General features: G+C 72.4%; 34 protein-coding genes. 33 read left to right on the top strand and 1 reads right to left on the bottom strand.

The genetic code is table 11. The annotated features are described in order from the left end of the window. Nucleotides 1–6: 6 nt before the first annotated feature. The 18 genes from QNO07_RS09675 (at nt 7) to QNO07_RS09590 (ending at nt 8585) form a co-directional block, all read left to right on the top strand. Nucleotides 7–417 (top strand): hypothetical protein, encoded by a 411-nt coding sequence (locus QNO07_RS09675; RefSeq protein WP_283991321.1) that lies wholly within the window; start codon nt 7–9, stop codon nt 415–417. Then, a complete protein-coding gene (locus tag QNO07_RS09670) occupies nt 414–1028 on the top strand; it encodes a hypothetical protein (RefSeq protein WP_283991320.1) in 615 nt (204 codons plus the stop codon). The genes QNO07_RS09675 and QNO07_RS09670 overlap by 4 nt, the downstream gene beginning before the upstream one ends. Further along, nucleotides 1028–1240 carry a hypothetical protein gene (locus tag QNO07_RS09665; RefSeq protein WP_283991319.1) on the top strand — a complete coding sequence of 71 codons (213 nt, stop codon included), beginning with the start codon at nt 1028–1030 and terminating at the stop codon, nt 1238–1240. The genes QNO07_RS09670 and QNO07_RS09665 overlap by 1 nt, the downstream gene beginning before the upstream one ends. Next, entirely contained in the window at nt 1237–1593 is a 357-nt protein-coding gene (locus QNO07_RS09660; protein WP_283991318.1) for a hypothetical protein, read from the top strand. Before QNO07_RS09665 ends, QNO07_RS09660 begins: the two co-directional genes overlap by 4 nt. Next, nucleotides 1590–1808, top strand: a complete 219-nt coding sequence (locus QNO07_RS09655) for a hypothetical protein (RefSeq protein ID WP_283991317.1) — start codon at nt 1590–1592, stop codon at nt 1806–1808. Before QNO07_RS09660 ends, QNO07_RS09655 begins: the two co-directional genes overlap by 4 nt. Beyond that, on the top strand, nt 1808–2857 hold the full coding sequence (locus tag QNO07_RS09650) for a YqaJ viral recombinase family nuclease (RefSeq protein WP_283991316.1): 1050 nt from the start codon (nt 1808–1810) through the stop codon (nt 2855–2857). The genes QNO07_RS09655 and QNO07_RS09650 overlap by 1 nt, the downstream gene beginning before the upstream one ends. Beyond that, nucleotides 2854–3642, top strand: coding sequence for an ERF family protein (locus QNO07_RS09645; RefSeq protein ID WP_283991315.1), 789 nt, complete (start codon nt 2854–2856; stop codon nt 3640–3642). Before QNO07_RS09650 ends, QNO07_RS09645 begins: the two co-directional genes overlap by 4 nt. Continuing rightward, nucleotides 3639–4355 carry an exonuclease domain-containing protein gene (locus QNO07_RS09640; RefSeq protein ID WP_283991314.1) on the top strand — a complete coding sequence of 239 codons (717 nt, stop codon included), beginning with the start codon at nt 3639–3641 and terminating at the stop codon, nt 4353–4355. The genes QNO07_RS09645 and QNO07_RS09640 overlap by 4 nt, the downstream gene beginning before the upstream one ends. Further along, nucleotides 4352–4630, top strand: a complete 279-nt coding sequence (locus tag QNO07_RS09635; RefSeq protein ID WP_283991313.1) for a hypothetical protein — start codon at nt 4352–4354, stop codon at nt 4628–4630. Before QNO07_RS09640 ends, QNO07_RS09635 begins: the two co-directional genes overlap by 4 nt. Before the next feature lie 160 nt (nt 4631–4790). Next, nucleotides 4791–5855, top strand: coding sequence for a DUF5131 family protein (locus QNO07_RS09630; RefSeq protein WP_283991312.1), 1065 nt, complete (start codon nt 4791–4793; stop codon nt 5853–5855). A 68-nt stretch (nt 5856–5923) separates the two neighbouring features. Then, nucleotides 5924–6322, top strand: a complete 399-nt coding sequence (locus QNO07_RS09625; RefSeq protein ID WP_283991311.1) for a hypothetical protein — start codon at nt 5924–5926, stop codon at nt 6320–6322. Next, on the top strand, nt 6319–6582 hold the full coding sequence (locus QNO07_RS09620) for a hypothetical protein (protein ID WP_283991310.1): 264 nt from the start codon (nt 6319–6321) through the stop codon (nt 6580–6582). The genes QNO07_RS09625 and QNO07_RS09620 overlap by 4 nt, the downstream gene beginning before the upstream one ends. Continuing rightward, nucleotides 6579–6758, top strand: a complete 180-nt coding sequence (locus QNO07_RS09615; RefSeq protein ID WP_283991309.1) for a hypothetical protein — start codon at nt 6579–6581, stop codon at nt 6756–6758. The genes QNO07_RS09620 and QNO07_RS09615 overlap by 4 nt, the downstream gene beginning before the upstream one ends. After that, nucleotides 6755–6988, top strand: coding sequence for a hypothetical protein (locus QNO07_RS09610; RefSeq protein WP_283991308.1), 234 nt, complete (start codon nt 6755–6757; stop codon nt 6986–6988). The genes QNO07_RS09615 and QNO07_RS09610 overlap by 4 nt, the downstream gene beginning before the upstream one ends. After that, a complete protein-coding gene (locus QNO07_RS09605; RefSeq protein WP_283991307.1) occupies nt 6985–7206 on the top strand; it encodes a hypothetical protein in 222 nt (73 codons plus the stop codon). The genes QNO07_RS09610 and QNO07_RS09605 overlap by 4 nt, the downstream gene beginning before the upstream one ends. After that, nucleotides 7203–8045, top strand: coding sequence for a hypothetical protein (locus QNO07_RS09600; RefSeq protein ID WP_283991306.1), 843 nt, complete (start codon nt 7203–7205; stop codon nt 8043–8045). The genes QNO07_RS09605 and QNO07_RS09600 overlap by 4 nt, the downstream gene beginning before the upstream one ends. Nucleotides 8046–8061: 16 nt before the next feature. Next, on the top strand, nt 8062–8244 hold the full coding sequence (locus QNO07_RS09595) for a hypothetical protein (RefSeq protein WP_283991305.1): 183 nt from the start codon (nt 8062–8064) through the stop codon (nt 8242–8244). Continuing rightward, a complete protein-coding gene (locus tag QNO07_RS09590) occupies nt 8244–8585 on the top strand; it encodes a helix-turn-helix domain-containing protein (protein WP_283991304.1) in 342 nt (113 codons plus the stop codon). The genes QNO07_RS09595 and QNO07_RS09590 overlap by 1 nt, the downstream gene beginning before the upstream one ends. A gap of 53 nt (nt 8586–8638) precedes the next feature. On the opposite strand, the gene QNO07_RS09585 is transcribed toward QNO07_RS09590, so the two are convergent. Beyond that, the gene (locus tag QNO07_RS09585) at nt 8639–8926 is read right to left on the bottom strand and encodes a type II toxin-antitoxin system prevent-host-death family antitoxin (protein ID WP_283991303.1); all 288 of its coding nucleotides are present in this window, start codon (nt 8924–8926) and stop codon (nt 8639–8641) included. Between the two features lie 145 nt (nt 8927–9071). Here QNO07_RS09585 and QNO07_RS09580 point away from each other — a divergent pair, with 145 nt between their 5' ends. The 15 genes from QNO07_RS09580 to QNO07_RS09510 all read left to right on the top strand — a co-directional run bounded on the left by QNO07_RS09580 (nt 9072) and on the right by QNO07_RS09510 (nt 16552). After that, nucleotides 9072–9953, top strand: coding sequence for a hypothetical protein (locus QNO07_RS09580; protein WP_283991302.1), 882 nt, complete (start codon nt 9072–9074; stop codon nt 9951–9953). Beyond that, a complete protein-coding gene (locus QNO07_RS09575) occupies nt 9950–11344 on the top strand; it encodes a replicative DNA helicase (protein WP_283991301.1) in 1395 nt (464 codons plus the stop codon). The genes QNO07_RS09580 and QNO07_RS09575 overlap by 4 nt, the downstream gene beginning before the upstream one ends. Continuing rightward, nucleotides 11344–11535, top strand: coding sequence for a hypothetical protein (locus QNO07_RS09570; protein WP_283991300.1), 192 nt, complete (start codon nt 11344–11346; stop codon nt 11533–11535). Before QNO07_RS09575 ends, QNO07_RS09570 begins: the two co-directional genes overlap by 1 nt. 16 nt (nt 11536–11551) lie before the next feature. Further along, nucleotides 11552–11782, top strand: a complete 231-nt coding sequence (locus QNO07_RS09565) for a hypothetical protein (protein WP_283991299.1) — start codon at nt 11552–11554, stop codon at nt 11780–11782. Continuing rightward, nucleotides 11779–12345 (top strand): hypothetical protein, encoded by a 567-nt coding sequence (locus QNO07_RS09560; RefSeq protein WP_283991298.1) that lies wholly within the window; start codon nt 11779–11781, stop codon nt 12343–12345. Before QNO07_RS09565 ends, QNO07_RS09560 begins: the two co-directional genes overlap by 4 nt. Beyond that, entirely contained in the window at nt 12342–12620 is a 279-nt protein-coding gene (locus tag QNO07_RS09555; protein WP_283991297.1) for a hypothetical protein, read from the top strand. The genes QNO07_RS09560 and QNO07_RS09555 overlap by 4 nt, the downstream gene beginning before the upstream one ends. Further along, nucleotides 12620–13375 (top strand): DNA-methyltransferase, encoded by a 756-nt coding sequence (locus tag QNO07_RS09550; protein WP_283991296.1) that lies wholly within the window; start codon nt 12620–12622, stop codon nt 13373–13375. Before QNO07_RS09555 ends, QNO07_RS09550 begins: the two co-directional genes overlap by 1 nt. A gap of 29 nt (nt 13376–13404) precedes the next feature. Next, a complete protein-coding gene (locus QNO07_RS09545; protein WP_283991295.1) occupies nt 13405–13800 on the top strand; it encodes an ASCH domain-containing protein in 396 nt (131 codons plus the stop codon). Between the two features lie 28 nt (nt 13801–13828). After that, a complete protein-coding gene (locus QNO07_RS09540) occupies nt 13829–14131 on the top strand; it encodes a hypothetical protein (protein WP_283991294.1) in 303 nt (100 codons plus the stop codon). A gap of 92 nt (nt 14132–14223) precedes the next feature. After that, a complete protein-coding gene (locus QNO07_RS09535; protein ID WP_283991293.1) occupies nt 14224–14649 on the top strand; it encodes a hypothetical protein in 426 nt (141 codons plus the stop codon). Further along, a complete protein-coding gene (locus QNO07_RS09530) occupies nt 14646–15347 on the top strand; it encodes a DNA methylase (RefSeq protein ID WP_283991292.1) in 702 nt (233 codons plus the stop codon). The genes QNO07_RS09535 and QNO07_RS09530 overlap by 4 nt, the downstream gene beginning before the upstream one ends. Beyond that, on the top strand, nt 15344–15640 hold the full coding sequence (locus QNO07_RS09525) for a hypothetical protein (RefSeq protein WP_283991291.1): 297 nt from the start codon (nt 15344–15346) through the stop codon (nt 15638–15640). The genes QNO07_RS09530 and QNO07_RS09525 overlap by 4 nt, the downstream gene beginning before the upstream one ends. 53 nt (nt 15641–15693) lie before the next feature. Next, complete coding sequence (locus tag QNO07_RS09520; RefSeq protein WP_283991290.1) at nt 15694–15903, top strand: hypothetical protein; 210 nt, start codon at nt 15694–15696, stop codon at nt 15901–15903. Beyond that, complete coding sequence (locus QNO07_RS09515; protein ID WP_283991289.1) at nt 15900–16154, top strand: hypothetical protein; 255 nt, start codon at nt 15900–15902, stop codon at nt 16152–16154. Before QNO07_RS09520 ends, QNO07_RS09515 begins: the two co-directional genes overlap by 4 nt. A 53-nt stretch (nt 16155–16207) precedes the next feature. Next, on the top strand, nt 16208–16552 hold the full coding sequence (locus tag QNO07_RS09510; protein WP_283991288.1) for a hypothetical protein: 345 nt from the start codon (nt 16208–16210) through the stop codon (nt 16550–16552). Nucleotide 16553: the final 1 nt, after the last annotated feature.

The raw sequence follows: 16553 nt of genomic DNA, 5'->3' as shown, positions 1-16553 counted from the left end.
AAGGCCATGAATCAGCCTACCCACTTCCAGCCTCAGGCCAGCGGGGCGTTCGCGCTGGCGGAGTTGATCGCGATGTTCCCGGCGCCGGCGGCGACGTGGCACCTGTCCGAGTCGGGTGACCTGTTGGGGCACCTGCACGCCGAGTCGTTCGAGCCGATGCATGTCTGGGCGGAGCGTCTGGGCGGGAGCATCCGGGCGGCTGCGGCGACGCGTGAGGACGCGGATGGTCGGACGGTTCGGACGCACACGTTGTCGTCGTCGTGGCGGGGTGTGCGGGTGGCGTTGACGTTGGCTCTGCCGGTGGCGTCGTTGGACGCGCGGTTGGCTGAGCAGCGGCACCAGCTGTTGGACCCGCCGGTGATGGACCCGTGCAGCGCGGCGCGTGTGGCTGCGGCCGGTATCGGGGTGGCGGCATGAGCGCCGAGCAGACGCCGATGACGGCGAAGGCCGCCGCGATTCGTCTCGCGCAGTACGGCGAGCGGACCGCGACCTACGACAGCGGCACCGAGCGGGCGTTGCACGAGATCGCCCTGACGATGGCCGCCGAGGTGGAGCGGCTGCGCGAGTGGGGCGTGGGGTTGGGCCTGCTGGTTGCTCGCAAGGAGTCGGAGCTGATCGCGCTGCGTGCCGAGCTGGCCGCCCGCCCGCGCCGCACCGACGTGCTCCGGGAGGCGGCACGGTCCTTCGAGGAGCGGTGTCCGGACGCCAGCGGCGGCCTGGACCTGTGCATGTGCCACGCAGCCGACGAGCTGTACCGCATGGCAGCCGCCACCGAGGTGGAGCAGCCGGTCGTCGCGGAGGACACGGCCCCGTCGCCGGTGCAGCAGCTCGTCGCCCGGCAGCGCGCCGACGTCTACCTCTCGACCCCCTGTGACGCCTGCCATCACACCCTGAACTGGCACCGCAACGACGTCGGCTGCACCGTCTGCGTCTGCGGCCGATTCCAGGCCCCGGGGTGTGGCGGCCCGGACTGCGCTGAGGTCACGCCCGAGCACCGCAGCGCCGCCTCCGAGGCGGGTGACCGGTGATGACGGAGGAGACCGTGCTGGCCGTCGTCCTCGCTGTCGGTGTGCTGGCCGCTGCGGGGCTGGTGGTGGGGGTGCTGCTGGACCGCACGGACCGCACCGTCACCGGGGCCCTCGCGCACGGGGCGGGCGTCCTGGCCGCGCTCGCCATGGCCCTGGCCCACACGACTGCCGCCCACGCATCCCAGCTCACCAACCTGCGAGGCCCCCGATGACGCATCCCCAGATCCGTGTCCACCGCCGCCCCGGGCGCGTCGCCATCGACGTCACCGACATCGTGGAGCAGGCCATCCGGGACCTCGCGGAGGTGGCTGCCGCCGACCCGCAGGCCCTGATCGACGACCTGCTGGAGATCGACCGGCTCACCACCACCGCCGGCACGCAGACCGCGTCCGGGTGCGACGACAGCCCCGCCGGCCACGCCCGCGACGAGCTCGTCACCGAGCTGACCGAACGCCTCTCCTACGGGACGCAGTACCCGTGCACCGCCGATGAGGCCATGGCCCTGGCAGAGCACATCACCCGGGCCGTCGGCCCGCTGGCCCAGCCCGAGCGGAAGGCGTCATGAGCGACCGCCTGGAGGTGCTCGCGGAGGCGGTGCGCACCGAGTCGGGGCCGGGGACGACGGCCCGTGTGCGGCGCCTGTACGCGGATCGCGGGGTGGCGGTGCCGTTCCGGCGGACCGCGCGCCGTGATCTGCGGGTGCTGGCCCGCCGTGGCGCCCTGATCGCTCGTCGCCGGTCCGACGGGGCCACCCACTACCTGCGCAAGGAGCACGCCTGATGACGACGTCCGTGCAGGCCGGGGCGGTCACCGCCCCGGCCGCCGGGCGGCGGGTCACCCCGACCGGCCGCCTCATCCTCCCCGCCGACGCCGACCGCGACACCTGGCTCACCGCCCGCCGCCGAGGGCTCGGTTCGTCCGATGTCGCCGCCATCCTCGGCATCTCCCGCTACGGCAACGCACTGTCCGTCTACCACGACAAGACCGGCGGCCTTCCCCTCGAAGGCGACGACTCCGAGCCCGCCCTGTGGGGGCGGCTCAACGAGGAGACCGTCGCCCGCGAGTGGGCCCGCCGCAACCGCTCCGTCGTTCGCCGCGTCGGGCTGGTCGCCAACGTCGACCGCCCGTGGCAGATGTGCACCCTCGACCGGCGCGTCCTGGAATGCCCGCTGGCCACCGCTCAGGAACGCTGCGCGGTGGAGATCAAGTGCCGCGACAAGATGAAGGCCCCCGCGTGGCGGGCCGGCGTTCCTGACGACGTCCTTGCCCAGACGCTGTGGCAGGCGGACGTGTGCGGCTACGACCACATGCACGTCGCGTGCCTGATCGGCGGTAACGACTACCGGCAGTTCGTCGTCCGCCCGGCCGATCACGCCCAGCTCATCAACGACCTGCGGGCGACGGGCGACCGGGCGTGGCGTCAGATCACCGACCGCACTCCGCCGGTTCTCGCCGACGACGCCGACCCTGACGTGCTGCTCGACCTGTACGAGCAGCTCCACCCGAACCGGGCCGGATACGTCGTGCTCGACCGCGAGTTGGAAGCGCACGACCACCTGACCGAGTACGTGCAGGCGGCTGCCGCCGAGTCGGACGCGAAGAAGCGGAAGACCGCGGCGAAGGCCCGGCTGCTGGCTCACCTGGGCGACGCCGAGCAGGCCCTCATTCGGGACCGTGTCGCGTTCGCCTACGAGTCGGAGGCCCGCGAGTACGTGGACCGGTCCCGGCTCCGCGAGGAGTTCCCCGACGCGTACGCCGCGTGCGTGGAGGACCGGGAGTCCCGCCGTCTCAACATCCCTGCTGCCATTCGTAAGGAGTACCTGCGGTGACCACTCTCGCTGAGCGCGCGGCGGCTGCCGCCGGCCGCACCGACACCGCCGAGGCCACGCCGGCCACGCCGACTTCGGCCCCGTCTGCGGCGCCCCGCCTTTCGGACCCGGGCATCCCCGAGCCCGGCCCTGAGGGGCCCGAACAGGTCCCCGTCCACGTCGCCTGGTCCCGCGTCATGGGGACGGTGCGCGGTGTCAGCAAGGACGGCTGGTACGGCAAGCCCAACACGTCGGGCAGCTACCAGTTCAGGGGCGTAGATGCGGCCCTGAACGCTTTCGGTCCGGCGTGCCGACTCCATGGGGTGCTGGTCCTGCCGGTGCACACGGAGGCTGCCTACAGGGACGTGAAGACGAGCACCGGTAAGAACTCCCGCGAGTGCACTGTCTCCGTCACGTACAAGATCATCGGCCCGGCCGGGGACTTCATCGAGGTGCAGTCCGTGGGCGAGTCGATGGACTCCGCCGACAAGGGCACCGCCAAGGCGCTGTCTACCGCGCTGCGCTCTCTGCTGTTCCTCGGCGGTCTGGTGCCGACGGGGGATGTCGACCCCGACTCCGTGAACGTCGAGCGGGGCGAGGCCCCGCTGCGCCCCCTCACGGACTACCGGGACGAGGCGCTCGACACCGCCACCAGCAAGGCCCGGATGGCCCAGATGGTGTACGAGCTGAGGCAGCAGAAGAGGGAAGGCGGCCTCGTCACCAATGAGTCTGGGGACGACGAGCCGATCGTCCCGATGATTCTGCGGGTCGGCACCGAGCGTGGCTTCGCGGGTGGTGCCTCGTGAGCTGGCACCTGGCCCGGATGGCGGGTCTCGATTTCGAGACGACCGGCGTAGACCCGGAGACGGCGCGGATCGTCACGGCCTGCGTCCCGCAGGTCGGCGGCGGACAGCCCCCGGCGGTGGCGTCGTGGCTGTCGGACGTCGGTGGGGAGGACATCCCCGCGCAGGCGTCGGCGGTGCACGGCGTGACGACGGAGCGGGCCCGCGCGGAGGGTGCTTCGGCGGGTGAAGTGGTGGAGTCGATCGTGGCCGCGCTGGTGCAGGTCGCCGCACATGATCTGCCGGTCGTCGTGATGAACGCGCGGTACGACTTCACGGTGCTGGACCGGGAGGCGCGCCGGTACGGCGTGGCGCCGCTGTCGGAGCGTGTGGACCGGCTGCACGTGGTCGACCCGCTGGTCCTGGACAAGCGGGTGGACCAGTTCCGGCCGGGGAAGCGGACGTTGACGGCGCTGTGCGAGCACTACCGGGTGCCGCTGGGCGCGGCGCACACCGCGGATGCGGATGCGGTGGCGGCGTGCCGGGTGGCGTGGCGACTGGCCAGCCTGTACCCGGAGTTGGCCGCGATGGACCTGTCGGAGTTGCATGCGGCGCAGGTGTTCTGGGCTGCGGATCAGGCGGCGTCGCTACAGGAGCACTTCCGGCGGCGGGATCCGCAGGCGGTTGTCGAGTCTGCGTGGCCGTTGGTGCCGGTGCCTGAGGCGGTGGCGTCGTGACGGGCTACGCCCTGTACGGGGCGATGTTCGTGGCGGTGGCGGTGGCGACGCTCGCCTACCGGGCGCTCGCCGAGGCGGGCCAGCCCCGGCGCCGCACGGCCCGGTTCGACGCTGACACGTCCGGCCGGCTCCTCGCCTGCGCGGGGACCTGTCCCAGCCTGCTGACCCGGCATGACGACCACGGCGACGGCACGGCCACCTGCCGCGCCTGCGGCAGGCCCCGCCTCGTGCCCGAGGCCCGGGAGGACCGGGACTGGCTGGAGGTGGGCGAGTGACCACCGTGCTGTGGCTGCTGGCGATCTGCTCGACGCCGCTCGGTCTGGCCGCCGCGTGCCTGTACTTCGCGGCGCGCAGCCGCTTTCCCCGTTGATCGCCTGCCGGCCCGGCGGCCACCAAACCCCGGGCCGGCAGCGCACAACCACCAGGAGACACCTCATGACGTCCATCGAGTGGACCGACAAGACCCTCAACGTCGTTACCGGCTGCACGAAGGTCAGCCCCGGGTGCGACAACTGCTACGCCGAGACGTTCGCCGAGCGGTTCCGTGGCGTGGCCGGTCATCACTTCGAGACCGGCTTCGACCTGACGCTCCGCCCGAACGCGCTGACCCTGCCGCTGCGTTGGAAGAAGCCCCGCCGGATCTTCGTCAACAGCATGTCGGACCTGTTCCACAAGGACATCCCCGGCGACTACATCGCCCGCCTCTTCGCCGTGATGGCGCTCACTCCGCAGCACACGTACCAGGTGCTGACGAAGCGGCACGGGCGGATGCGGTCGCTGCTCGGCGGCCGGTGCGACTGCGGGCACAGCCATGGGCCCGGCATGCACTTCCGTTCAGCGATGGCCTGGGCCGTTTCCAAGGCGAACCCGGACCGCGTGCCGGGTGTACCGGACGACGCCGAGAAGCGCGTCTTCCACGACACCCCGTGGCCGCTGCCGAACGTCTGGATGGGCGTCTCGGTGGAGGACCAGCAGCGTGCAGACCTCCGCATCCCCGCGCTGCTCGACACCCCGGCGGCCGTCCGGTTCCTGTCCTGCGAACCGCTCCTCGGCCCGGTGAAGCTGCCGTTCTTCGAGGAGTCCAAGGACTGCACCTGTGGCGGCTACGGGCCGCCGTACTACATGCACGAGGCCGGGTGCGGGCTTACGCCGGGCCCCGCTTGGGGGGCGCTGCACTGGGTGATCGTCGGCGGGGAGTCCGGCCACCGCGCCCGTCCCATGCACCCGGACTGGGCGCGCTCCCTGCGTGACCAGTGCCAGCAGGCGGGCGTGCCCTACCTGTTTAAGCAGCACGGGGAGTGGGTGGCCGCCCCTTCGAGCTACGGCCCGGACGTGCCCGATCGGGCGCGCGCGTCCACCCGGCTGCTGTTCGCCGGGCCCGGAGACGTGGACGGCCAGATCATGCTCCGCGCTGGCAAGGGCCGCGCTGGCCGGGTCCTGGACGGCCGGACGTGGGACGAGTTCCCCGCCGTCCACCCGGCCGCCGTCCTCACCACCTGATGACGCCCACGGGCCGCCCCCGATTCGAGCGGGGGCGGCCCCACCCACCGTACCGATCGGAGACTCCGATGCTTGCCCGCTACCGCGCCCGGCACAGTGCCGCGGCCATAGCCGACCGGCGCGCCCAGGAGGCGGCCCAGGACGCCGCTGAGGCGCGTGCCGCCGTCGCTGAGGCCGCCGCCGACCTGGCCTGCACCCGCACCGCGCTCGACGCCCTGACGGCCCGCCTCGCTGAGGCGAACACCGCCCGGGACCGGGCCAACGCCCGCGCCAACCAGCTCGCCGAGGCTGCGGCCCGCGCCGACCGGCTGGAGGCCGACGTGCAGCGGCTCCGCGCCGCGCTCGACAACGCCCGCGCCGTGACCGTGCCCGCCGGGGTGCGCGACGTCGACCCCGACGACCAGCCCACCCACCCCACCGGCATCAACGTCCGCCCCCTCCGAGACGCCCTCGGAGGCGCCGCATGAACGTCTTCGAGTTCATCGACCGGCTGCTACTCGTCGCCCTCGTCGCCCACGGCATCCTCGCCGCCGCGATGGTGCTGCTCGGCGTGTGGGCTGCCCGCCTCCTCTGGCGGCAGCACCGGGCGCTGCGCCGCTGGTCCCGCGCCCTGGACGCCGCGGAGGCCCTGCCCGTCCCCGCGGACGGCTCCCTCACCGAAGCCGAGGCCGAAGCGTTCGACCGGCTCGCTGAGGCGGTCCGCCGCGACAGGGGTGAGCGCCGATGACCGACGCCGGAATCATCGCCGCCGCATGCGGGGCCGCCGCACTCCTCATGGTCCTCGTCGGCGTACCCCTCTCCGACCGACGCGCCGCACGCCTCGCTGAGCGGCCCTGCCCGACCTGCAAGGGCACCTTCGAGACCTGCCGCTGCGGCACCCACAAGCCGGGAGTCCCCCGATGAGCGGCCGGCTCGCCCCGTTCACGACCGTCCAGCACGACGGCAACACCATCGACGTCGTCGCCGTAGAACGCCGCCTCAACGGCGAACTCGTCGACATCAGCATTCCGGAACGCCGATGGGCCGCCCGCCGACTCCACGCCCTCGGCCACACCATCGCCGCCATCGCCAACCTCCTCGGCTACAGCGAAGACACCATCGCCCACGACCTCGCCGCCGAGGTGCCCCGATGAAGCACCACCGCAAGCCGGCCCAGGCCCGGCCCTCCTCGCTCCAGATCAGCACCTGCCCCACCACAGGCAAGCAGCGGTACGCCAACCGCCGCACGGCGCGCTCCGTCGCCCGCCGCCTCTACCCCGGCGTCGCTCTCCGCGCCTACACCTGCCACGCCTGCGGCCTCTGGCACATCGGCAACACCCCGCCCGCCATCAAGAAGGGAGACGGCTGGTGAAGCCCCTGCCCGACCACGGCACCACCGCCCGCGCTAAGGGCCGCCCCGGCTCCGGAGTCAGAGGCTGCTCCTGCCCGCCCTGCCGCCGCGCCGAGAACGCCTACGCCAAGCGCCGCCGCCACCTCGCCGAAACCGGCCGCGCCCTCACCGTGCCCGCCGAACCCGTCCGCGAACACCTCCAACGACTCATCACCGCAGGCGCCGGCTGGAACCAGCTCGAAGCCGCGACCGGGCTCGGCGGATGCACCCTCCGACGCCTACGCCGGGGCCGCTACCGGCGACTTCACCGCTCAACCGCCGCGGCAATTCTCGCCCTCCAGCCCGGGGACTGCGCCGCGCCAGGCCGCAGCGTCCCCGCGATCGGGAGTACCCGTCGCCTCCGCGCTCTCACTGCGGTCGGCTACAGCAGGGCTCGGCTCGCCATCGAAACCGGCCTCGACCCGACCACCATCAAGCGGATCACGGCCGGGGTCGAAACGCTCGCCGCGGCCACCGCCGACACCATCGCGGCTACGTACACCCGTCTCGCCCACACCACTGCGACCCCGTCTCGGACAGCGAGCCGGGCCAGTAACGACGCCCGCCGCGCGGGCTGGCCGGACCCGACGTGGTGGGAGGACTACGGGCACCTGGACGACCCCGACTTCGACCCGCGCACGGCCGAGGTCCGAGACAAGGGCCGGGCCTGGCTCGCCGCCGAGATCAACCACCTCATGGCGTGCGGGGTGTCCACGCACGAGATCGCGACCCGGGTCGACCGGACAGAGGCGTACGTCCGGCAGATCCTCGCGGGCCACCGCAGCCCCGGGCAGCGGCGGCAGTACGAGGAGGCGGCGTGATCCGCCAGGTGCCGCCGTGACCCGCTGGCCGCCCGCGTCCCTGCCGGGTCTGCACATCCGTATGCAGGCCCGGCCGCCGACGGCCGACTACCGCTGCCGGTGCGGCCACACGGACGCCGCCGCCGGGGACGGCATCCCCGCACTCACCCACCGCATCACCACCCACCGGGCCACCTGCCCACAACGAGAGGACACCTGATGGCCCGCGAGGACGACACCCCGACAAGCATCGACGCGGTCACACCCGAAGTCGCCGCCGAACTCCGTGCCATGCAAGCCATCGCCAAGACCGTCGGCGGACACACCCCCCTCGACGACCCGAAGCGCCAGGTCAGCCGGGACTTCACCGAGGCGCTGGCCGTCCTCGTCGAGCAAGGCGTCACCGTCTACCGGCTCGCCAAGATCCTCGGGGTCCGGCACAGCACCGTCTACGCGCGGCTCGCCCGACACGGCTACCGCAAGCCGTCCCCGTCCACCGAGCACAAGGCGTACCGCGGCATTAGGGCCACAGGTGTCCGCCGGGCCAACCAGGGCCAGTGACAGCAGTCGGCCCCGCACACACGGTGCGGGGCCAGGAAGGACAGGCGATGCGATCAGGAGTCGGCGGCGGCGAGTTCGTCCCGGACGCGTGCGAGGTCGTCGTGCAGTTCCTCCGCGCGCTTGCGGTTCGGCATCTCGGCCAGCAGTCGGTGCAGCGCCTCGACGGTGCGCCGGTCCTCCTGCGCCTGCACGTAGAAGTCGTGCCCGACGATCGCCGCGGCTTCCTTGCCTCGGTTGATCAGGACGGTCGGCTCCCCGGCGAAGCGCGCGCGCGCGATCACTTCGCCCAGGACGTTGCGCGCCTCGGCGATCTTCGCGCGGTGCTCGGTGCGGGTGCTCATGTCGACAGCGTAGCGGATTTGCTACACGACACAACAACGCAACTTCGCTTTCTTAGCTATGATGGGCAAGTGACGTCAGGGGTCCCCTAGCCCAGATCACAACCACACCCCTGCCCTGATCAGCACGAATGGAAGAAGGACCCGAGTGACCCTCGACGCCATGGACTGGGTGTGGAAGCACAGCCAGTCGAAGGGGAACGCCAGGTTGGTGCTGCTCTACGTCGCCGACCAGGTGCGCACCGCCGCGTGCGAGGTGCGCATCGGCCAGCGGGAGATCTCACGCGTCGCCCTGAACTCCGCCTCGAAGGGCACCGCGGAAGCGGCTGTGAAGAAGGCGCTGGAGCTCGGCGAGCTGGAGATTGCGGAGCCGGCCAAGGGGCGTCGGAGCCCCCTCTACCGGCTTCCGAAGGCCGTCGACTACGTCCGAACCGCCTCTTCCAGTGCCCCGGATTCCGGGGCGCAAGAGTCCGGTAGTGCCCCGGTTCTCAGGGCGCAAGAGGGTTCCGGTAGCGCCCCGGAATTCGGGGCACAAGCCGAAGTTTGTGCCCCGAATTTTGACCCGTTGCGCCCCGAAAACCGGGGCACCTCTCCCATACCCAATAAAGCAAGCAGGCCCGACGGCCAGTCCGACGCCGGAGCTCTCTGCCACCAACTCATGGCCGCGATGACCGAAGCTGGCATCACCGTCAGCTGGGGCATGAAGTCCGAGGACTGGATCGAGACCGCTCACCTCATCCGCAAGTGCGGCATCCCCGCCATGGTCGACTTCGCCCGCGCCGCCAAGGCCCGCGCGAAGCAGCCACCGATGTACGCCACGTTCTTCCTCCGCGGCGGATGGCGCGGACTCCCGCCGGCCTTCTCCACTCCGCCGCCGTTGCCCGGCCCGCGACGCGACGAGAAGCCCCCGCACTGCGGACACCTCGACTGCGACCCCGAGAGCCGCTACCGCGCCATCGAACGAGGCGGCCTACGCGCCCTCACCCCATGTCCCGAATGCCACCCAGACACCCAGGGAGCCACCGCATGAACGACGACCACGGCGACGGCACCACCGCCATCGACACCCGCATGCCGCACGACACCGAAGCCGAACGCGCCGTCCTCGGCGGCATGCTCCTCCACTCCGCTGCCATCAACCACGCCGAAGCCGTCCTCGGAGACGGCGCAGCCTTCTACGAGCCCCGCCACCACACCGTGTACCGCGCCATCCTCAACCTCCACGGACGCCCCGGAACCCGCCCCGACCCCATCACCGTCGCCGCACACCTCCGCACCCACGGAGACCTCGACCGCATCGGCGGCCAGGGCTACCTCCACACCCTCGCCCAATCCATCCCCACCGCCAGCAACGCCGCCTGGTACGCCGAAATCGTCCGCACCCAGCACCGGCTGCGACGCATCGCCGAGATCGCCACCCGCGCCTCCGGGCAGGCCCGCTTCGCCGAAGCCAACCCCGAAGACGTCCTCGAACAGCTCCTCGCCGAAGCCCAGGAACTCACCGCCGACGCCACCGGCGGCACCGACGACCGGCTCTCCGTCGCCGACAACTGGGAGTCCTTCGTCGACGAGCTCGACAGCGGCGACGACCCCGACGCCCTCGACTCCCCATGGCACGACCTCAACGAGATCGTCGCCTTCAAGCCCAAGGAGCTCACCGTCGTCGGCGCCTCAACCGGCGGAGGCAAGTCCCTCCTCGGCATGAACCTCGGCGCGCACATCGCCCTCCACCGCAACCTGCCCGTCCTCGTCGCCTCCATGGAGATGACCCGCAAGGAGCTCATCGCCCGCCTCACCGCCGCCGAAGCCGGCGTCGAACTCGAACACCTCACCCGGCGGAAGCTGACCCAGGACGACTGGCGGCGCATCGCCAAGGTCGACGACGTGATGCGCAAGGCCCACAACTTCATCCTCGACGACTCGCCCGGCCTGTCCGTCGGGAAGATCCGGGCACGCGTCCGCTGGATGGCCGCGCAGGGCAACGCCCCCCGCATGGTGATCGTCGACTACATGCAGCTCATCACCCCCGAGACGACATCCGGGGCACAGTCCCGCACGCAGGAAGTCGCGAAGATCTCCCGGGACTTGAAGCTCCTCGCCGCCGAGTTCGGTGTCCCGGTGGTCGCCCTGGCGCAGTTCAACCGCGGGCAGGTCGGCCGCAAGCCGCTCATCTCCGACTTCAAGGACTCCTCGCAGATCGAGCAGGACGCCTCGGTGATCCTTCTCCTCCACCGCGAGTTGGCCGCCGACGGTTCCGACACCGGCCCGAGTGCCGGGAAGGTCGACCTGATCGTCGGCAAGAACCGCAACGGCAAGCAGGGCCGCGAAGTCACCCTCCAGTTCCAGGGCAACTTCGGCCGGCTCGCCTCCATCGCCCCGCCGTCCTGGACCCCCAGCGCCGCCATTCGGGGAGTCGCGTGATGACCGACGGAAACCGGTTCTACGCCGACACCTGCGACCACTGCCTCCGCCCCGCACGGCCCGGCTCCGGCATCGCCACCGGCGGGCTACTCACCGCCGCCTACCGATGCTGCGGCACCACCTGGACCTGCACGTGGCGCATCGTGCCCGGCCGCATCCTCCCGCCCCAACCCCGCCTCAACGCCGCCTGATCCCGAGGAGCGCCGCGTGATCCGCATCGACCTACCCGACACCCTCGCCGCCGACCGCCTCATCGAAGCCCTCTACGTGGCGGCCGGCACCTGCCGCGGAACCGTCCGCGCCGCCCGCTGGCTCCGCCTCGCCGCCGAAGCCGAGCAGGCCCTCGACCGCTACGACCCCGCCGGGGCGCGGTGCACCACCGCCCGCGGTGTCGACCGCACCACCACCCACCCCAGCCGACAGGAGACCACCCCGTGAGCGACCAGTCCCAGCCCGAGTTCACCGTCACCGCCACCACCGTCGAGCTGACCGTCATCGGCGCACCCGACGTGCCCAACCGGTACGGCCCCGGCCACATCAGCCCCCGCCGGATCAACCTCGCCACCGACCAGAACGGCCACACCGCCACCACCATCCACGGCGACTGGCGCCGCGAGGACGACACCCTCACCGACCTGCCCGTCAGCCGCGACTACCGCCACGGCGACGAGTGGCCGGACTGGCTCACCGCCGCCGCCCGCCAGCACGGGCCCGGCGCCGAGGGTGTCGCGGCCCGGCACGCTGCGGCCAACGACCTGCGCACCGACGCTGGCCTCCGCGAAGCCGAGGGTCTGCACGACCTCGCCGCCTACGGGCGGGAACTCGCCGACCTGATCACCCACACGCCCACCCCGTGCGGCGACCAGCTCACCGAGTGGACCTGCACCCTCCCCACCGGCTCCCACCCCGGCTGGCGCCACATCGACGAGACGACCGGCGCCTGGTGGGACCAGTCCGCCATCCCGCCGCACACCAACCGCGCCACCGAGGAGACCCCGTGACGACGTTCCTGCTGCTCGCCGCGCTCGCCGTCGGCTACCTGCTCGGCCGTTGGCAGCCCTGGACGCGCCTAGGCGACTGGGCCGACTGGCAGATCCGCATCCACCCCGACCGGTGGATCGGCCGCGGCTGGCGGCGCGAGGCACTGCTCTACGCCGCACTGCTGTCCACCCAGCCCGCCCGCGCCCTCCGCGCCTGGCGGACCCGCAACGACCCGACCCCGCCCCGATCACCCGCCATCCGCGTCACCGACCACACCACCGAGGAGACCCGCTGATGCCCGAGCCCTACTGGAAGGACGAGGAAGCAGGCCTGTACCTGTACCACGGCGACATGCGCGACATCCTGCCCGCGCTCACCCTGCAGGCCGACCTCCTCGTCGTCGACCCGCCCTACGGCGAGACGTCCCTCGCCTGGGACCGCTGGCCCGACGGCTGGCCCACCCTCGCCGCGACCGTCACCCGCAGCATGTGGTGCTTCGGCAGCATGCGCATGTTCCTCCAGCGCGCCACCGAACTCCAGGCAGCCGGTTGGCGACTCAGCCAGGACGTGGTGTGGGAAAAGGCGAACGGCACAGGGTTCGCCGCAGACCGCTTCAAGCGCGTCCACGAGATCGCCACCCACTGGTACCGCGGCGACTGGAAGGCCCTACACCACGACACCCCGAAGGTCGCCTACACCGGACCCAGCAAGCACGTGCGCATACGACGAGACGATCGAGCGGCCCACACTGGAAGCGTCAAGGCAGTCGCGTACCACGACGACGACACCCGCCTCATGCGGTCTGTCCTGCGGGCGCAGTCGGTCCGCGGCGGCCTGCATCCGACGGAGAAGCCGCTCGGCATCCTCGACCCGCTGATCCGCTACGCCTGCCCGCCCGGCGGCCTCGTCATCGACCCGTTCGCCGGCAGCGGCAGCACGTTGGACGCGGCCCGCCAGACCGGGCGCCACGCCATCGGCATCGAAGCCGACGAGCGGTACGCAGAAGCCGCCGCCCGCCGCCTCTCCGCCGCCACCCTCCCTATCTCGTGACCACCCCACCCACCCCGAGGAGCACCCACATGCGAGCACTCACCATCCGCCAGCCCTGGGCCGGAGCCATCGCCCACCAGACGAAGCGCGTCGAGAACCGGTCGTGGCGCCTGCCCGCCGCCCACCACGGGACGCGCATCCTCATCCACGCCGGAGCCCAGCTTGACCGGGACGCGCAGGTGTACGGCCCGCACCTCGACGTGTACAGCGCGGTCGTCGCCATCGCCACCATCACCGGCTGCCACTGGTCCGACGACGGCACCTGCTGCGGCCCCTGGGGGAACGAGCGCACCTACCACTGGGAGCTGGCCGACGTGACCGCCCTCCCGAACCCGGTGCCCGCGAAGGGCGCACTCGGCCTCTGGCGGCCCAGCGACGAGCTGCTGAACGCCGTCACCGCCCAGCTCTCCCACACCACCCCGTGACCGACCACACCACCCGAGGAGCACCCACATGACCGAGCACACCTTCAACACCTCGACCGGCCCGACCACCGTGACCGCCACCGAGCCCACCCCCGGACTGCACGTCTACAAGATCCCCGCCGACACCACCCCGCCCCCCACCGGCCCCTGGGTCCTCGCCCACCACGACGGCCGTGTCCTGGCGACCTACCACACCAGCGACGCCGCGACCACGGCGGCCGGGAAGGTCGCGCCGCTCGCCGACTGGACGCGGAACGCCATGACCGCCGCCCAGGAGATCAGCCTCGGCGGGAAGGTCGCGGCCCTGAAGGCCGCGCTCCACGCCGAGTGACCGCGCACAACGGGCCCCTCCCGCAGCTACCGGGAGGGGCCCGACCCCAGCCTCCCACAGCAACCCGCACCGCAGACAACGGAGACACCCGCATGGACCACAGCCCCGCCGACACCCTCCGAGACGCAGCCGCACGACTCCGCACACTCGCCGGCGCTGTCCCCGCCGACCACTGGGGAGACCGCCCCTGGCACGTCGAGGAGTGCAGCGACACCGACACCATGCAGAACTGCCCCTGCATCGTCACGCAGGGCGAGTACCGCGCCTTCGACGAGCCGCAGGACCCGCCGATCCAGTACGTCGCCGACGCCGAGACCCCCGAGCACGCCGCGTACATCGCCGCCATGCACCCCGGAGTCGGCCTCGCACTCGCCACCTGGCTGGAGCACTCCGCCGTGATCCTCTCCGGCTACGACAACCACGACCACGCCGAGGAGTACGGCCACCTGCCCCTCGCCGTGGCCCGCGCCGTACTCGGTTCCGGGCCGGACGCGGACACGACGGGGGCCGGCCAGTGACCGCGCTCCTCGACCGCCTCGCCGCGGACCGTGTCCCGAACGGGCTGCGGCTGCTGGACCTGTGCTGCTGCTCCGGTGGCGCGGGCGCGGGCTACTGGGCCGCGGGCTGGGACGTCGTCGGCGTCGACCTGGTGCCCCGCCCGCGGTACCCGTTCGAGTCCGTCCAGGCCGACGCGGTCGCCTACGTGACCGAGCACGGGCACGAGTTCGACCTCATCCACGCCTCCTGGCCGTGCCAGCACCGCGCGGCGATCACCGCGGGCACCAACCGGCACCTGCGGGACACGTATCCGGACCTGCTGCCTGCGGGTCGGGCCGCGATGCTGGGCACGGGCCAGCCGTGGGTGATCGAGACGACCGGCTGCCGGCGCGACGTGGAGCTGTGCGGCACGATGTTCGGCCTGCCGCTCCTGCGGCACCGCCGGTTCGAGGTGCATGGCTGGCTGCCGATGGCGCCGCCGCACACACCGCACCGCGGCTACGTGCGTGGCTGGCGGCACGGCGTCTACCGCGAGGGCGAGTACGTCGCGGTCTACGGCAAGGGCGGCGGCAAGGCCACCGTCCCCGAGATGCAGCAGGCGCTGGGTATCGACTGGACGGACGTGCACGAGGAACTGACGGAGGCCATCCCGCCCGCGTACACCCGCTTCCTCGGGGAGCAGGCCGCGGTGCAGCTCGCCCCGGAGGCCGCGGCGTGACCCGCTGTCGTGACTGCCACCGCCCGCTCACCCGCGTGTCGCCGGACGGGTACGGCCCGGTGTGCCGCCGGCGGCGTCGCCTCGGTGATCCGCTCGGCGGGGCGCACGGGCTGCGGCCGGTCCCGGGCGGCGGGCAACTCGCCCTCCCCGTGGCCGAGACCCTGCCGTCCCCGTCGGCTGCCGACCTGGCGTGGCTGTACCGGGCCGACCCCGAACCCCGACACCCCACCGTCCCGCAGCGGCTGCGTGGCCGCCGCGTCGACACCATCCCCGCACTCCCCGCCTACCTGTAGCCCCCACGGCCCGGCCACCGCGTGTGGCCGGGCCCCGACCCCGGAGACACCCCATGCCCGAGCGGATCTACACCAACCGGCGCCCCGGCGAGGAGCGCATCCACCTCGAGATCCCCGCCCACGAGATCGCCGACGTCCTCGACGACTGGGCCCCGCCCGGCGGCGACGCGTTCGACGCGACGAAGCGGCTGCACGCCCTGCTCGTTGCTGCCGCCCGCGACTTCAACCTGACCTGCCGCGCCACCGAGGAGCCGACGCGATGACCGAGCCCACCACCGCACCGGCCGAGAGTGACTGGGGGCCGAGTCGCCCGACCGCCGCGCACCGCCGCACCGGCCGAGGCGCGCTCACCCCGGAGCAGCAGGCCCTCGCCGAAGACCTCCACGTGAGGGCGCTCGCCCTGCGCGCCGCGTCGGAGGACGGCATGTCGATCCGGGAGGCCGTCGCGCTGGCGGCGGTCCAGCTCGGTGTCGAACCCCCGCGAACCGTGACCGAAGGGACGGCATCCCGATGACTACACCTAGGCACCATGGCGATCCGGCCCCGGGAAGGGCCCTGGGCGGCCCTGTGACGGCCTCAACCCCCAATCCGCGTGGCGAGCGAGGGACGGGGGGTGCCTCAGGCCCTGAGGCGGGCACGCAGCGCCTCACCGCCGACACCGTCACCGACGACGCCCTCGACGCGCTGTACGCCCGCCTGGAGCGCGCCGAGGCCCGGGGCCGCGAGTACGAGAACGCGATCAAGGAGCAGCGGGACGCACTGGTGACGCAACTCACCGCCGTCAGGGCCCTGGCCGACGCCATCGACACCGAGATGCGCACCGAGCCCGACACGCAGCGCGCCGCCATGCAGATGGAAACCGTCGTACGCATCCGCGCCGCCCTCATCACCACCCCGGAGCAGGGAGATTGAC

The organism is Streptomyces sp. 549, assembly GCF_030124175.1.
Taxonomy (GTDB): domain Bacteria; phylum Actinomycetota; class Actinomycetes; order Streptomycetales; family Streptomycetaceae; genus Streptomyces.
Note: the sequence above shows the minus strand (reverse complement) of the source record. Positions and strands in the feature narration are given on the sequence as shown.

Bases quoted from the DNA above. Each gene is read 5' to 3' on its own strand.
- QNO07_RS09675 (WP_283991321.1), top strand. From the start codon at position 7: ATGAATCAGCCTACCCACTTCCAGCCTCAGGCCAGCGGGGCGTTCGCG.
- QNO07_RS09670 (WP_283991320.1), top strand. From the start codon at position 414: ATGAGCGCCGAGCAGACGCCGATGACGGCGAAGGCCGCCGCGATTCGT.
- QNO07_RS09665 (WP_283991319.1), top strand. From the start codon at position 1,028: ATGACGGAGGAGACCGTGCTGGCCGTCGTCCTCGCTGTCGGTGTGCTG.
- QNO07_RS09660 (WP_283991318.1), top strand. From the start codon at position 1,237: ATGACGCATCCCCAGATCCGTGTCCACCGCCGCCCCGGGCGCGTCGCC.
- QNO07_RS09655 (WP_283991317.1), top strand. From the start codon at position 1,590: ATGAGCGACCGCCTGGAGGTGCTCGCGGAGGCGGTGCGCACCGAGTCG.
- QNO07_RS09650 (WP_283991316.1), top strand. From the start codon at position 1,808: ATGACGACGTCCGTGCAGGCCGGGGCGGTCACCGCCCCGGCCGCCGGG.
- QNO07_RS09630 (WP_283991312.1), top strand. From the start codon at position 4,791: ATGACGTCCATCGAGTGGACCGACAAGACCCTCAACGTCGTTACCGGC.
- QNO07_RS09625 (WP_283991311.1), top strand. From the start codon at position 5,924: ATGCTTGCCCGCTACCGCGCCCGGCACAGTGCCGCGGCCATAGCCGAC.
- QNO07_RS09620 (WP_283991310.1), top strand. From the start codon at position 6,319: ATGAACGTCTTCGAGTTCATCGACCGGCTGCTACTCGTCGCCCTCGTC.
- QNO07_RS09615 (WP_283991309.1), top strand. From the start codon at position 6,579: ATGACCGACGCCGGAATCATCGCCGCCGCATGCGGGGCCGCCGCACTC.
- QNO07_RS09610 (WP_283991308.1), top strand. From the start codon at position 6,755: ATGAGCGGCCGGCTCGCCCCGTTCACGACCGTCCAGCACGACGGCAAC.
- QNO07_RS09605 (WP_283991307.1), top strand. From the start codon at position 6,985: ATGAAGCACCACCGCAAGCCGGCCCAGGCCCGGCCCTCCTCGCTCCAG.
- QNO07_RS09590 (WP_283991304.1), top strand. From the start codon at position 8,244: ATGGCCCGCGAGGACGACACCCCGACAAGCATCGACGCGGTCACACCC.
- QNO07_RS09585 (WP_283991303.1), bottom strand. From the start codon at position 8,926: ATGAGCACCCGCACCGAGCACCGCGCGAAGATCGCCGAGGCGCGCAAC.
- QNO07_RS09575 (WP_283991301.1), top strand. From the start codon at position 9,950: ATGAACGACGACCACGGCGACGGCACCACCGCCATCGACACCCGCATG.
- QNO07_RS09570 (WP_283991300.1), top strand. From the start codon at position 11,344: ATGACCGACGGAAACCGGTTCTACGCCGACACCTGCGACCACTGCCTC.
- QNO07_RS09550 (WP_283991296.1), top strand. From the start codon at position 12,620: ATGCCCGAGCCCTACTGGAAGGACGAGGAAGCAGGCCTGTACCTGTAC.
- QNO07_RS09545 (WP_283991295.1), top strand. From the start codon at position 13,405: ATGCGAGCACTCACCATCCGCCAGCCCTGGGCCGGAGCCATCGCCCAC.
- QNO07_RS09540 (WP_283991294.1), top strand. From the start codon at position 13,829: ATGACCGAGCACACCTTCAACACCTCGACCGGCCCGACCACCGTGACC.
- QNO07_RS09535 (WP_283991293.1), top strand. From the start codon at position 14,224: ATGGACCACAGCCCCGCCGACACCCTCCGAGACGCAGCCGCACGACTC.
- QNO07_RS09520 (WP_283991290.1), top strand. From the start codon at position 15,694: ATGCCCGAGCGGATCTACACCAACCGGCGCCCCGGCGAGGAGCGCATC.
- QNO07_RS09515 (WP_283991289.1), top strand. From the start codon at position 15,900: ATGACCGAGCCCACCACCGCACCGGCCGAGAGTGACTGGGGGCCGAGT.